The organism is Saccharopolyspora flava (genome assembly GCF_900116135.1).
Taxonomy (GTDB): domain Bacteria; phylum Actinomycetota; class Actinomycetes; order Mycobacteriales; family Pseudonocardiaceae; genus Saccharopolyspora; species Saccharopolyspora flava.
The window spans coordinates 47536-60097 of sequence record NZ_FOZX01000011.1 but is presented as its reverse complement, the minus strand read 5'-3'; the positions used below and the strand labels follow the sequence as shown (position 1 = coordinate 60097).

Below are 12562 nucleotides of genomic sequence, written 5' to 3'. Positions count from 1 at the left end.
GGTCACGGCACGCGGAACCCGAACGGCAGCTCCAGGCGGTGTTCGGCGAGCAGCGCCTCGTCGGCCAGCAGCTCGGCGGTCGGCGCGTCGGCGACGACCCGGCCGTGGTCGATGATCACGCTGCGCGGGCACAGCTGCAGGGCGTAGGGCAGGTCGTGGGTGACCATGAGCATCGTCCCGCCGACCGCGAGCAGCACTTCGGCGAGTTCGCGGCGCGCCACGGGTTCCAGGTTCGCCGAGGGCTCGTCGAGCACCAGCAGCTCGGGTTGGCAGGCCAGCACCGCCGCCAGCGCGACCCGCTTGCGCTGGCCGCCGGAGAGGTGCAGCGGCGAGCGGTGCCCGTGCTCGGCCATGCCGACCGCGTCGAGTGCCTGCTGGACGCGCTGTTCGAGGTCGGCGCCGCGGGCGCCGAAGTTGGCGGGCCCGAACGCGACGTCCTCGCGGACGGTGGGCATGAACAGCTGGTCGTCGGGGTCCTGGAACACCAGGCCCACCCGGCGCCGGATCTCCTTGAGGTGCCGGGGCTCCACCGGCAGCCCGCCGACGCTGATGCTGCCCGCGGTGGGCCGCAGCACGCCGTTGAGGTGCAGCGTCAGGGTCGTCTTGCCCGCGCCGTTGGGTCCCAGCACGGCGACCCGCTCCCCCGGGTCGACCCGCAGGTCCACCTCGTGCAGCGCGCGGTGGCCGTCCGGGTAGGCGTGGGCCAGGCCGCTGATCTCCAGGGCCGGGGTGCCCGGCGATTCGCCCGCCGCGGTGGTCTGCTCAGCAGCCGGTTGCTCGGTCACGCGGTCCACCACGACACCCCCAGGACGACGGCCGCCGCCGCGGGCGCGGTCAGGCCGAGGCTCCACGTCTTCCACGAGGTGCGGCGAGCGGGTTCGAGCTCGGGCATCTCGCCGCTCCAGCCGCGCGAGAGCATCGCCAGGTGCACGCGCTCGCCGCGCTCGTAGGAGCGGATGAACAGGCTGCCCACCCCGCGCGCGGTCGCCCCGACCTGCCAGGCGAAGCGCGGGTCGTGGCCCCGGGAGATCCGGGCGACGCGCATCCGCCCGGCCTCGGCGACGATCACCTCGGCGTAGCGCAGCATCAGCGTGATGATGGTGATCACCAGCTTCGGGGCGCGCAGCCGCTGCAGTCCCAGCACGATCTCGCGGGGCGCGGTGGTGGCCGCGAGCAGCAGCGAGGTGCCCAGCCCGAGCGTTCCCTTGACCAGGATGTTGAACCCGGCCAGCAGCCCCTCGGTGGACAGCGCCAGCCCGGCGACCTCGGTGGTCGGGCCGCCCGCGGTGAACGGCAGCAGCAGCGCCAGCACCACGAACGGCACCTCGATGAGCAGGCGGGTCAGCATCCAGCGCGGCGGGATCCGGCCGAGCGCCGCCAGCGCGGCCAGCACGACCGCGTACCCGGCGAAGGCGGCGAAGTGCTCGCGCGGCGTGGCCACCACGCACAGGACCAGCAGGAACGCAGCGGTGATCTTGACGTGCGGGTCGAGCCGGTGCAGCACCGTGGCACCGGGCAGGTGCAGGGCGTGGGCGTGCCCGGCACCCATCTCAGGCCTCCCCCGACCCGGATCGGCGGCGCAGGCCCCAGAACAGGCCTCCGGCCGCGGCCAGCGTCACGACGGCCCCGATGATCCCGGCGACGCCGGTGAACCGGTCGTCGCCGCCGACGGTGTAGTCGGTCAGCGGGCCGTCGCCGAGCGCGTGGTCGCCCGCGTGCTGGGCGATGCACTTGCCCTCCAGCGACTCGCCCTGCTCGGTTCGCACGACCGAGCACCCCCGCTGGGTCACGGCGTCGAGGCCGTCGGGGTCGGAGTCGGCGAAGTAGGCCACGCCCCCGGCGACGGCGAGCACGACCAGGGCGAAGATCAGCAGAAAGCGCTTCATCGGACGACCTCCTGGGTGCGGACACCGCGCAGCAGGTGCACGAGATCCGGTCGGGCGGCGGCCACGGCGCCGACGGTGGCGGCGGTGATCAGCCCCTCGCCGAGGCCGATCAGGCAGTGCACGCCGACCATCGCCACCGACACGGTGGCCAGGCCGAACCCGGCGTCGCCGCCGATGGCGTACTCGAGGAGGAAGCCGCAGGAGGCGACCACGGTGTTGACCCAGGCGGCGACGAACGCGGTGGTCAGCAGGCCGGCCCGGCTGCGCGCGGCGAAGCGGCGCAGCGCCAGGGCCACCAGGTAGCCCACGGCGGTGCCGATCAGCGCCATGTTGGTGATGTTGGCGCCGAGCATCGTCAGGCCGCCGTCGGCGAACAGCAGCGACTGCACGACCAGCACGATCGCCACGCACAGCGCCCCGACCCACGGCCCGGCCAGGATCGCGGCCAGCGCCCCGCCCAGCAGGTGCCCGCTGACGCCCGGCAGCACCGGGAAGTTGATCATCTGGGCGGCGAAGACGAACGCCGCCACGAGTCCGGCCATCGGGGCCGTGCGGTCGTCGAGGTCGGCCCGCGCGCGCACCAGCGCCACCGCGAGGCCGGCTATCGCCACGACGGCGAACAGCACCGCCGTCTGGGCGTTGAGCAGCCCGTCGCTCATGTGCATCGCGAGCGTCGTGGTCGGCACTGGCCTTCCTCTCCCCGAACCGGAGGTCCCCCTGCGGGACTACCGCCGATCCAGGGTAGTTGCCGATCACCCGCTATCACCAGATGGTGGCAAGAGGCGCTCGTCGCAATCCTGTGCGAAAAAAGCCGTCGACCCGGGCATTCCACCCGGGTCGACGGCTCACGAGCCCGGCCGGGCGGTCCCGGTTGCGGGACCGCCCGGCCGGCAGGTCAGTCGCGCACGGCGAGCGCGAGTTCGCCGTTGCTGTCCTTCTCCGCGTCGAGCGTCTTGTCACCGAGGAGCTCGGAGACCTCCTTCTCCAGGAAGACCCGGACCCCGTTCTCCTCGATCACTTCGTCCCCCTCCTGGGGCGACTCGGCGATCGACGCCTGCAGCCCCTCCCCGGCCGGCGCGATGCGCAAGCCCGAGCTGGCCGGAGAGTCGCCGCCGACGAGGACGAGCTTGATGACCTCCACGGCGCTCTCACTGATGGTGAGCATGGTGCTCAACTCCTCTCGGAGCCGGTCGGTTGAAGGGGCCACCGTGTCACCGGCGCGACCGCGCGCGCAAACCGACCCGCCGACTCAGCTCTGGTAGGCCTCCAACGGAGGGCACGAGCACACCAGGTTCCGGTCGCCCTTGGCCCCGTCGATCCGGCGGACCGGCGGGAACACCTTGATCGCGTCGGTGCCCAGCGGGTAGGCGGCCTCCTCGCGGGAGTAGGCGTGGCGCCACTCCTGGGCGAGGCTGGCGGCCGTGTGCGGGGCGCCGACCAGCGGGTTGTCGTCGGCGGGCCACTGCCCGGCCACGACCTTGTCGATCTCGGCGCGGATGGCGATCATCGCCTCGCAGAAGCGGTCCAGCTCGGCGAGGTTCTCGCTCTCCGTCGGCTCGACCATCAGCGTGCCCGCGACCGGGAACGACATGGTCGGCGCGTGGATGCCGTAGTCGGCGAGCCGCTTGGCCACGTCGTCGACGCTGATGCCGCTGGTCTTGCTGATCTGGCGCAGGTCCAGGATGCACTCGTGGGCGACGAAGCCGCCCGCGCCGGTGTAGAGCACCGGGAAGTACTCGCCGAGCCTGCGGGCCACGTAGTTGGCCGAGGCGACCGCGGTCAGCGTCGCCCGGCGCAGCCCGTCGGCGCCCATCATCCGCACGTAGGCCCAGGAGATCGGCAGGATCGAGGCGCTGCCCCACGGAGCGGCGCTGATCGGGCCGACACCGGTGCCGGGACCGGCGGCGGGCTGCAGCGGGTGGTTCGGCAGGAACGGCGCCAGGTGCTCGCGCACCCCGATCGGGCCGACGCCCGGACCACCACCGCCGTGCGGGATGCAGAACGTCTTGTGCAGGTTCAGGTGCGAGACGTCGGAGCCGAACTTGCCCATCCGGGCCAGGCCGATCAGCGCGTTGAGGTTCGCGCCGTCGACGTAGACCTGGCCGCCCGCGTCGTGCACCAGCCCGCACACCTCGCGCACGGTGTCCTCGTAGACGCCGTGCGTCGACGGGTAGGTGATCATGATCGCGGCGAGGTCCTCGGCGTGCTTGCCGACCAGTTCGCGCAGGTGCTCCATCTCGATGTTGCCCTGCTCGTCGCAGCGCACCACGACCACCCGCATGCCGGCCATGACGGCGCTGGCGGCGTTGGTGCCGTGCGCGCTGGCCGGGATCAGGCACACCTCGCGCGCGGTCTCACCACGGTTGTGGTGGTAGGCGCGGATGGCCAGCAGCCCGGCGAACTCGCCCTGGCTGCCCGCGTTGGGCTGCAGGCTGACCGCGTCGTAGCCGGTGACCTCGGCGAGCCAGTCCTGCAGGTCGGAGACGACCTTGAGCAGCCCCTCGGCGTCCTCGGCGGGCGCGAACGGGTGCAGCGAGGAGAACTCCGGCCAGGTGATCGGCTCCATCTCCGCGGTCGCGTTGAGCTTCATCGTGCACGAGCCCAGCGGGATCATGCTGCGGTCCAGCGCGATGTCCTTGTCGGAGAGCTGCCGCAGGTAGCGCAGCAGCGAGGTCTCCGAGCGGTGGGTGCGGAACACCGGGTGCGTCAGGTATTCGGAGGTGCGCGCCAGCGCGCTCGGCAGCGCGTCGGGGGTGTCGGCGTCGAGCGCGTCGACGTCGCCGGTCAGGCCGAAGGCCTCCCACACGGTGGCCAGGTGGGCGCGGGTGGTGGTCTCGTCGCAGCTGATGCCGACGTGGTCGGCGTCGACGCGGCGCAGGTTCACCCCGGCCCGGCGGGCCGCGGCCACCACGTCGTCGGCCTTGCCCGGGACGCGCGCGAGCACGGTGTCGAAGAACTCCGCGTGCACGACCTCCACGCCACCCTTGCGCAGGCCGGCGGCGAGCACGCTGGCCATCCGGTGCGCGCGAGTCGCGATCGCCTTGAGCCCGTCGGGACCGTGGTAGACCGCGTACATCGAGGCGACCACGGCCAGCAGGACCTGCGCGGTGCAGATGTTGCTGGTGGCCTTCTCGCGGCGGATGTGCTGCTCGCGGGTCTGCAGCGCGAGCCGGTAGGCCTGGTTGCCGTCGGCGTCGGTGCTCACGCCGACCAGGCGGCCGGGCAGCTGCCGCTCCAGGCCCTTGGCCACGGCCATGAACCCGGCGTGCGGGCCGCCGAAGCCCATCGGCACGCCGAAGCGCTGGGTGGAGCCCACGACCACGTCGGCACCGATCTCGCCGGGCGCGCGCAGCAGGGTCAGCGCGAGCAGGTCGGTGGCCACCACGACCTTGGCGCCGCGCTCGTGGATCGCGCCGATCAGCGCCTCGTGGTCGCGCACCGCGCCGGAGGCGCCCGGGTAGGACAGCAGGGCGCCGAAGAACTCGCCCTCCGGCAGCTCACCGGCCGACAGGTCGGCCACCACGACCTCGATGCCCAGCGGCTCGGCGCGGGTCTCGATGACGGCGATGGTCTGCGGCAGCGTGTCGGCGTCGACCAGGAAGCGCGGCGACTTCGACTTGCCCGCGCGGCGCACCAGGGTCATGCCCTCGGCCGCAGCGGTGGCCTCGTCGAGCATCGAGGCGTTGGACACCGGCACGCCGGTCAGGTCGGCGACCATCGTCTGGAAGTTCAGCAGCGCCTCGAGCCGGCCCTGCGAGATCTCCGGCTGGTAGGGCGTGTAGGCGGTGTACCAGGCGGGGCTCTCCAGCACGTTGCGCAGGATCACCGGCGGGGTGATCGTGCCGTAGTAGCCGAGCCCGATCATCTCGGTGTGCGGGGTGCAGCGGCCCGCGAGCTCGCGCAGCTCGGCCAGCGCCTCGGTCTCGGTGGCCGGGTCCGGCAGCGACAGCTGCAGGTCGGACTCGCGGATGGTGTCCGGGACGGCCTTCTGGCCCAGCTCCTCCAGGGAGCCGACGCCGATGACGTCGAGCATGCGGGCCAGCTCGGCGGGCATCGGCCCGACGTGGCGGTCCGCGAACGGCCTTCCGTGCTCCAGCGCGGCAAGTGGGATGCGGTCGTGCGTCGCGTCGGTCATCGCCAAAACCTCAATCATCGCGGCGAACAAAGGGCGGCAGCTCACGCTGCTCTCCCCCTCTGTCCCCGTTCGCGAAGCGAACGCCTGAGAGCTTCACCCGGCGGGCCGGGCTTGCACCGTCGGCGGGGCGCACCTGGTGGGTGTGCCCGCTTTCCAGAGGTATCTCGCCCGTGCGGTCCAGGTGGCCTGAGAGGTTGTCGGGGAGAGTTGCTCCTTCGGCGCCTGCCCTGGCCAAAGCCAGGACCGGACTCTCCCGCACGGGGTCGGCGATGCCGCTCAGAGTACCCGATCAACCGCGCTTATCAGACCATCAATGTCGTCTACCGCACAGATGGCCGAGGGTGCTCGCGCAGGTGCGGCCGGTCAGGTTCAGCCGGTCTCGGCCTGGCGGTCGCGGCGGCGGGCCGCGAGCTCGTCGGTCATGGCCGACTCGATGTTCTCGCCGCCGTCGGCGCGCTCGGCGGGGAACTCGTGGATCGTGCCGCTGATCTCGCGCATCGCTCCGCTGACGGCGATGCCGAACACTCCCTGGCCGCCCTGGAGCAGGTCGACCACCTCCTCCGCGGAGGTGCACTCGTAGACCGTGGTGCCGTCGCTGAACAGCGTCAGCTTCGCCAGGTCCTGCACGCCGCGCTTGCGCAGGTGCTCCACCGCGACCCGGATGTTGTGCAGCGAGACCCCGGTGTCGAGCAGTCGCTTGACCACCTTGAGCACCAGGATGTCCTTGAAGGAGTACAGCCGCTGGGAACCCGACCCGGCCGCGCCGCGGATGGACGGGCCGACGAGCTTGGTGCGCGCCCAGTAGTCCAGCTGTCTGTAGGTGATGCCGGCGATCTGGCAGGCCGCCGGCCCGCGATACCCGACCAGTTCGTCGGAAGCCGAAGCGTCGGGGAACAGCTCACCCTGCTCGGCAGCTTCGGCATCCGCGTTCGCCGCTTGCTCCACCACGCCTGCCTCCCCTCGTCCGGCCCGCAGCCGACGACGACGATCACCAGCTCCCGGACCGTGGGCGATCCGGGGCCGCGAAGCCGTACACCGGCTGAATCACACCGGGGCAATTCGCGTACTTCCGAAGGTAGGCCTGCTCAGCAAGCGGGTCAACGCGACGCGCGGGAGGCCCGCGCTCTCGTTCGCCTCGCACAAGATCCGGCCCCCGAGCCGCTCGTGCAACTCGGGGGCCGGGGTGGTCTGTTCGGCCTAGGACCGCTGGTCCGCCACGTCCGGCGCGCTCACGTGTCCGCGCCGCGGAAGTCCTCCGGGGAGACCGAGTCGAGGAACTCGCGGAACTTCTCGACCTCGTCCTCCTGCTCGTCCGGGATGATCAGCCCGGCCTCGTCGAGGACCGACTCGTCGGCGTGGATCGGCACTCCGATGCGCAACGCCAGCGCCACCGAGTCGCTCGGCCGCGCCGACACCCGCACATCGCCGTCGAACACCAGCTCGGCGAAGAACGTGCCCTCCTGCAGATCCGTGATCCGCACCTGCTCCAGATCCCGGCCCAGGGCGCCGATGACGTCCTTGAGCAGGTCGTGGGTCAGCGGCCGCTGGGGCCGCACGCCCTGCTGCTCCAGGGCGATGGCCGTCGCCTCCACCGACCCGATCCAGATCGGCAGGTAGCGCTCGCCCTCGGCCTCGCGCAACAGCAGGATCGGCTGGTTCGCCGGTAGTTCCACTCGCACGCCGACGACGCGCATCTCGCTGCTCATCGTCACATCGCCTCCTCCAGCGCGCCGAAGCGTGACTTCCCCCGTCGAGGGTCCCGCACCGGCGCCTCCGACGCTACCCGCGATACGGCGGACACGCCCTTTCCGACCGGCGGTCCCTGCGGACCGCCCACCGTCGCGGTCGTTGCGAGTCGGGGCCCGCGGCCCGGACCGCCTGCTGAGCTCGTCGTCGAGCATCACCCAGCACGATACACCGCGCAGGAGATCACCGAATCCACCGGAAATGCCCTGCTGTGCTGTGGAAACCGCTTGTGGTTCCGGGAAATTCCCGGTGCGGAGGGGTCGCGCGCACGCGGGTGCGCAGTTGCCTCATGCGTCAGCGGGGCGGCGCCGCACGGCGCCGCCCCGCTGACGGGTTGAAAAAGCCCTGTTCGACGGCCTCAGCGGCCGCCCTGGCCCCCATCGATCGGCCCGGTCAGGAACACCAGGCGGAACTTCCCGATCTGCACCTCGTCGCCGTTGGCCAGCACCGAGGTGTCCACCGGTTCGCGGTTCACGTAGGTGCCGTTGAGGCTGCCCACGTCGACCACCACGAAGTCGTTGCCCTCGCGGCGGAACTCGGCGTGCCGCCGGGACACCGTCACGTCATCCAGGAAGATGTCGCTGTCCGGGTGGCGTCCGGCGCTGGTGGTCTCGCGGTCCAGGAGGAACCGCGAACCCGCGTTCGGGCCGCGCTTGACCACCAGCAGGGCGGAACCCGCGGGCAGCGCATCGACCCCGGACGCGGCGGCAGGCTCCGGGGCCGCGCTCTCGGTGCTTTCCGGCTCCGAGAGGAAGGGCCTGAAGACCGAGGTGGTCTCCGGTGACTGCTCCGGCGGAACGTCGCCGAAGCCGCTGTTTTGGCTCACCTGAGCTCTCCTCTACGCGGATAGATCGTGCCAAGTATGCGCCCAACGTACCGTGCCTGGACACCCCCACGACGAGCGACTCCCGTCATCGTCGCACGGAGGCGGACCCTCCGGACGATCATGCCTGGTCGATCAGGCTCTGGTAAGCCTCGGCGTCGAGCAGACCCCCCAGTTGGTCCGGATCGGCGAGCCGGATCTCCGCCATCCAGCCGCCGCCGGTGGCGTCCGAGTTGACCAGCTCCGGCTGCTCGTCCAGCTCGGTGTTGACCGCCGTGATCTCACCGCCCACCGGGGCGTAGATGTCGGACACGCTCTTGGTGGATTCGACCTCGCCCATCGAGTCCCCGGCGGCGACCTCCTGCCCCACCTCGGGCAGCTGGACGAACACCACGTCCCCGAGCTGCTGCTGGGCGTAGTCGGTGACGCCGATGCGCACGGTGTCTTCACCGACGCGCTGGACCCACTCGTGCTCTTCGGTGTACTTGATCTCCGGGGCCGCCACTGGTCCCGCCTTTCGTCCGCCGTGTGCAACGTGCCGAGTGATCGGCGCGGCGAGCGTATTCACCGGCCGCCGAGGGCCGCAAGACGACGCGCAGGCAAGATCAGGTCCGGGTCGTCCGGGCGACGTGGACGGCGGCGATGACCTGCCCCAGGTAGAGGATGCCCGCCCACAGGTACAGCGCCCCGCCCCAGGCGGTGAACGCGTAGGCGATCGGACGGACCACGTCGGCACCGGTGAAGTCGTCCTGCACGAGCAACAGCAGCGGGAACGCGTACATCAGGCAGAACGTGGCGGCCTTGCCGAGGTAGTGCACCTCGGGCGGCTCGTAGCCGTGCCAGCGCAGCACCGGCAGGCACAGGGTGAGCACGACGTCGCGGCCGACCAGGGCGACCGCCACCCACCACGGGATGACGTCGCGCAGCACGAAGGCGATCAGGGTCGCGACGATGTAGAGCCGGTCGGCGGCCGGGTCGAGCAGCTCGCCGATGCGGCTGTACTGGTTGAGCCAGCGGGCCAGCTTGCCGTCCAGCCAGTCGGTGGCGCCGCTGACCACCAGGACCAGCAGCGCCAGCAGGTCGGCCTGCGGCCCGAGGAGCAACCAGAGGAAGACCGGCACGCCGGCCAGGCGGATCACGCTGAGCAGGTTCGGCAGCGTCCACCAGGGATCGGCCCAGACCCCGCGGGCGACCTCGCGGATCCGGTCCAGGCCCGGATCACCGGGCCCACCGGTCTCGGCCCGCGAGCCGCTCGTGGTGTTTTCCGTGGTGCGCTCAGCGTCCTGCACCACGAGCCTCCCCTGAATGGTTGTGCGCACTGACCCCGCATCGGGTGCACACCTGTGCATCCTTACCCGATCAGGGTCTCATATCGGCAGCGCAACCCACCTGGCGGCCAGCCGGAGCCCGGACCTCCTGCGACGCGGGGAGATCCGGCGCCCGTCAGTCCCGGGTGCGGCTCCAGCCGCGACGGCGCAACTCGGCATCGGTGAGGAACCGGGCTCTGCCGCGATCGTCCACGCCCGCCCAGCGGGCGCCCGCGCTCCCCTCGCGGACGTAGGAGTGACCGCCACTCCACACCACGCTGCACGGCGCGGTCGGGAGGTCGTGGGACTCCTCGGCGGTCGGCGCGCCGTCGAGCGTGGCGGTGGCCGACCCCGGAGTCCGGGAGGGTTCTGCCGGTTCCATCGTGCCCATAGTTCGTAGCACCTCCGATTCATTTGTCGGCGCGGGACACCTCGGTGTTAGCCCGGCCATCGGCTCGCCGCCGATTGTGGGGTCTGGAAGTCGCGCTGTCGCGCCGAAAACGCCCCCGCCGCGCCCAGCGGCCGTGCGCCGTCGCCGAACCGCAGCGGGGGTGAGCGCGACCGAACTCCGTTCGCCCGTTCATCCGAACATCGATGTTTCGCTCGTGACGAACGCGTTTCGGCCGAACGGACGCGCCGGGCTCTGGCGTCGTGATCCGATCTCGGGTACTACACAGGCGGTGTCACAGCGGACGCGGGAGGTAATCGGCCGATGGGCGAGTACGCGGAGAACTACCGGCGGAGCCTGACCGACCGCGAGGGCTTCTGGCTCGACGCGGCGCGGGCGATCGAGTGGGACAGCGAGCCGACGCGGGCGCTGGACGAGTCGGCGGCGCCGATGTACCGCTGGTTCCCGGACGGCGAGCTCAACACCTGCTTCAACGCGCTGGACCGGCACGTGCGCGACGGTCGCGGCGAGCAGCCCGCGCTGATCTGGGACTCGGCGATGACCGGTGTGGTGCGCACCTGGACCTACCGCGAGCTGCTGGACGCGGTCGCCCGCTTCGCGGGGGCGTTGCGCGCGCAGGGCGTGAACCGGGGCGATCGGGTGGTGCTCTACCTGCCGATGATCCCGGAGGCGGCGATCGCGATGCTGGCGTGCGCGCGCATCGGCGCGGTGCACTCGGTGGTCTTCGGCGGTTTCGCGCCCAAGGAGCTGGCGGCGCGCATCGACGACGCCCGGCCGAGCGTGGTCGTGGCCGCTTCCTGCGGGCTGGAGCCCAACCGGGTCGTGGAGTACAAGCCGATCGTCGACGAGGCGCTGCGGCTCACCGAGCACCAGCCGGGCCGGGTGATCGTGCTGCAGCGCGATCAGGCGCGGGCCGAGATGGGTCCGCGCGACGTGGACTGGCAGGACGCGATCGCCGAGGCGCAACCGGCCGAGTGCGTCCCGGTCGCGGCGACCGATCCGCTCTACGTGCTCTACACCTCGGGCACCACCGGCAAGCCCAAGGGCGTGGTCCGCGACAACGGCGGGCACGCGGTGGCGCTGCGCTGGTCGATGGCCAACATCTACGACATCTCCCCCGGCGAGGTCTTCTGGACGGCCTCGGACGTGGGCTGGGTGGTCGGCCACTCCTACATCGTCTACGCGCCGCTGCTGACCGGGGCGACGACGGTGGTCTACGAGGGCAAGCCGGTGGGCACGCCGGACGCGGGCGCGTTCTGGCGGGTCATCGCGCAGCACCGGGTGAAGGCGCTGTTCACCGCGCCGACGGCGCTGCGGGCGATCAAGCGGGTCGACCCGGACGGCCGGCTGATGGCCGAGCACGACCTGTCCTGCCTGGAGACGCTGTTCCTGGCCGGTGAGCGGCTGGATCCGGAGACCTACCACTGGGCGGCCGACCGGCTGAGGGTGCCGGTGATCGACCACTGGTGGCAGACCGAGACGGGCTGGCCGATCTGCGCGAACCTGCGGGGCCTGGAGCCGATGCCGGTCAAGGCGGGCTCGCCGACGGTGCCGGTCCCGGGCTACGAGGTCGCGGTGCTGGATCAGGCGGGCAATCCCCTGCCGCCGGAGACCGACGGCGCGATCTGCCTGAAGCTGCCGCTGCCCCCGGGCACGCTGCCGACGCTGTGGGGCGACGACGAGCGGTTCCGGGAGTCCTACCTGTCGCGCTACGAGGGCTACTACCTGACCGGTGACAACGGCTACGTCGACGCCGACGGCTACGTGTTCGTCATGGGCCGCACCGACGACGTGATCAACGTGGCGGGGCACCGGTTGTCGACGGGGTCGATGGAGGCGGTGCTGGCCGCGCACCCGGCGGTGGCCGAGTGCGCGGTGATCGGCGTGCACGATCAGCTGAAAGGTCAAGTGCCGCGCGGGTTCGTGGTGCTCAAGTCCGGTGTGGACATCGCGCCGGAGACGCTGCGCGAGGAGCTGGTGACGGCGGTGCGCGAGCAGATCGGCCCGGTGGCGGCGTTCCGCGACGTCGCGGTCGTCGACGGGCTGCCCAAGACCCGCTCGGGCAAGATCCTGCGCAAGTCGATGCGCGAGATCGCCGACCGCGGCGACACCACCGTCCCCTCGACCATCGAGGACCCGTCGGTGCTGGACAAGCTGCGTCCGTCGCTGCGCGGGCAGGGCTGAGCCGGGCCGCGGCGAGTTCTCGCCAAACCGAGTCCGATACGTCCGTTCGGAGGCTTCCGGCTCGCGCCGTGG

The 12562-nt window shown here is 71.7% G+C and carries 13 protein-coding genes and 1 riboswitch; of the genes, 1 reads left to right on the top strand and 12 read right to left on the bottom strand.

Going from position 1 to position 12562, the window contains the following annotated elements; translation table 11 throughout:
* Positions 1 to 2: 2 nt before the first annotated feature.
* The 12 genes from BM424_RS24600 to BM424_RS24545 all read right to left on the bottom strand — a co-directional run bounded on the left by BM424_RS24600 (position 3) and on the right by BM424_RS24545 (position 10279).
* A complete protein-coding gene (locus BM424_RS24600; RefSeq protein WP_245776105.1) occupies positions 3 to 785 on the bottom strand; it encodes an energy-coupling factor ABC transporter ATP-binding protein in 783 nt (260 codons plus the stop codon).
* On the bottom strand, positions 782 to 1549 hold the full coding sequence (gene cbiQ, locus BM424_RS24595) for a cobalt ECF transporter T component CbiQ (RefSeq protein ID WP_093422585.1): 768 nt from the start codon (positions 1547 to 1549) through the stop codon (positions 782 to 784). Before cbiQ ends, BM424_RS24600 begins: the two co-directional genes overlap by 4 nt.
* Before the next feature lies 1 nt (position 1550).
* Positions 1551 to 1886 (bottom strand): PDGLE domain-containing protein, encoded by a 336-nt coding sequence (locus BM424_RS24590; RefSeq protein ID WP_093422582.1) that lies wholly within the window; start codon positions 1884 to 1886, stop codon positions 1551 to 1553.
* A complete protein-coding gene (locus BM424_RS24585; RefSeq protein ID WP_093422796.1) occupies positions 1883 to 2551 on the bottom strand; it encodes an energy-coupling factor ABC transporter permease in 669 nt (222 codons plus the stop codon). Before BM424_RS24585 ends, BM424_RS24590 begins: the two co-directional genes overlap by 4 nt.
* Positions 2552 to 2781: 230 nt before the next feature.
* Positions 2782 to 3051, bottom strand: coding sequence for a HesB/YadR/YfhF-family protein (locus tag BM424_RS24580; protein ID WP_093422580.1), 270 nt, complete (start codon positions 3049 to 3051; stop codon positions 2782 to 2784).
* Between the two features lie 84 nt (positions 3052 to 3135).
* Positions 3136 to 6021 (bottom strand): aminomethyl-transferring glycine dehydrogenase, encoded by a 2886-nt coding sequence (gcvP, locus tag BM424_RS24575; RefSeq protein ID WP_093422577.1) that lies wholly within the window; start codon positions 6019 to 6021, stop codon positions 3136 to 3138.
* A gap of 163 nt (positions 6022 to 6184) precedes the next feature.
* A riboswitch (glycine riboswitch) is annotated at positions 6185 to 6287 on the bottom strand.
* Between the two features lie 103 nt (positions 6288 to 6390).
* Positions 6391 to 6969 carry a MerR family transcriptional regulator gene (locus tag BM424_RS24570; protein WP_093422575.1) on the bottom strand — a complete coding sequence of 193 codons (579 nt, stop codon included), beginning with the start codon at positions 6967 to 6969 and terminating at the stop codon, positions 6391 to 6393.
* A 281-nt stretch (positions 6970 to 7250) separates the two neighbouring features.
* Positions 7251 to 7727, bottom strand: coding sequence for a bifunctional nuclease family protein (locus BM424_RS24565; protein WP_093422794.1), 477 nt, complete (start codon positions 7725 to 7727; stop codon positions 7251 to 7253).
* A gap of 398 nt (positions 7728 to 8125) precedes the next feature.
* A complete protein-coding gene (gene garA, locus BM424_RS24560; protein WP_093422572.1) occupies positions 8126 to 8593 on the bottom strand; it encodes a glycogen accumulation regulator GarA in 468 nt (155 codons plus the stop codon).
* 118 nt (positions 8594 to 8711) lie between these two features.
* Complete coding sequence (gcvH, locus tag BM424_RS24555; RefSeq protein ID WP_093422570.1) at positions 8712 to 9095, bottom strand: glycine cleavage system protein GcvH; 384 nt, start codon at positions 9093 to 9095, stop codon at positions 8712 to 8714.
* A gap of 100 nt (positions 9096 to 9195) precedes the next feature.
* Positions 9196 to 9882 carry a cardiolipin synthase ClsA gene (gene clsA / locus BM424_RS24550; protein WP_093422567.1) on the bottom strand — a complete coding sequence of 229 codons (687 nt, stop codon included), beginning with the start codon at positions 9880 to 9882 and terminating at the stop codon, positions 9196 to 9198.
* A gap of 151 nt (positions 9883 to 10033) precedes the next feature.
* Complete coding sequence (locus BM424_RS24545) at positions 10034 to 10279, bottom strand: hypothetical protein (RefSeq protein ID WP_139274151.1); 246 nt, start codon at positions 10277 to 10279, stop codon at positions 10034 to 10036.
* 330 nt (positions 10280 to 10609) lie between these two features.
* Here BM424_RS24545 and BM424_RS24540 point away from each other — a divergent pair, with 330 nt between their 5' ends.
* Positions 10610 to 12490 carry a propionyl-CoA synthetase gene (locus tag BM424_RS24540; RefSeq protein ID WP_093422561.1) on the top strand — a complete coding sequence of 627 codons (1881 nt, stop codon included), beginning with the start codon at positions 10610 to 10612 and terminating at the stop codon, positions 12488 to 12490.
* Positions 12491 to 12562 lie beyond the last annotated feature (72 nt).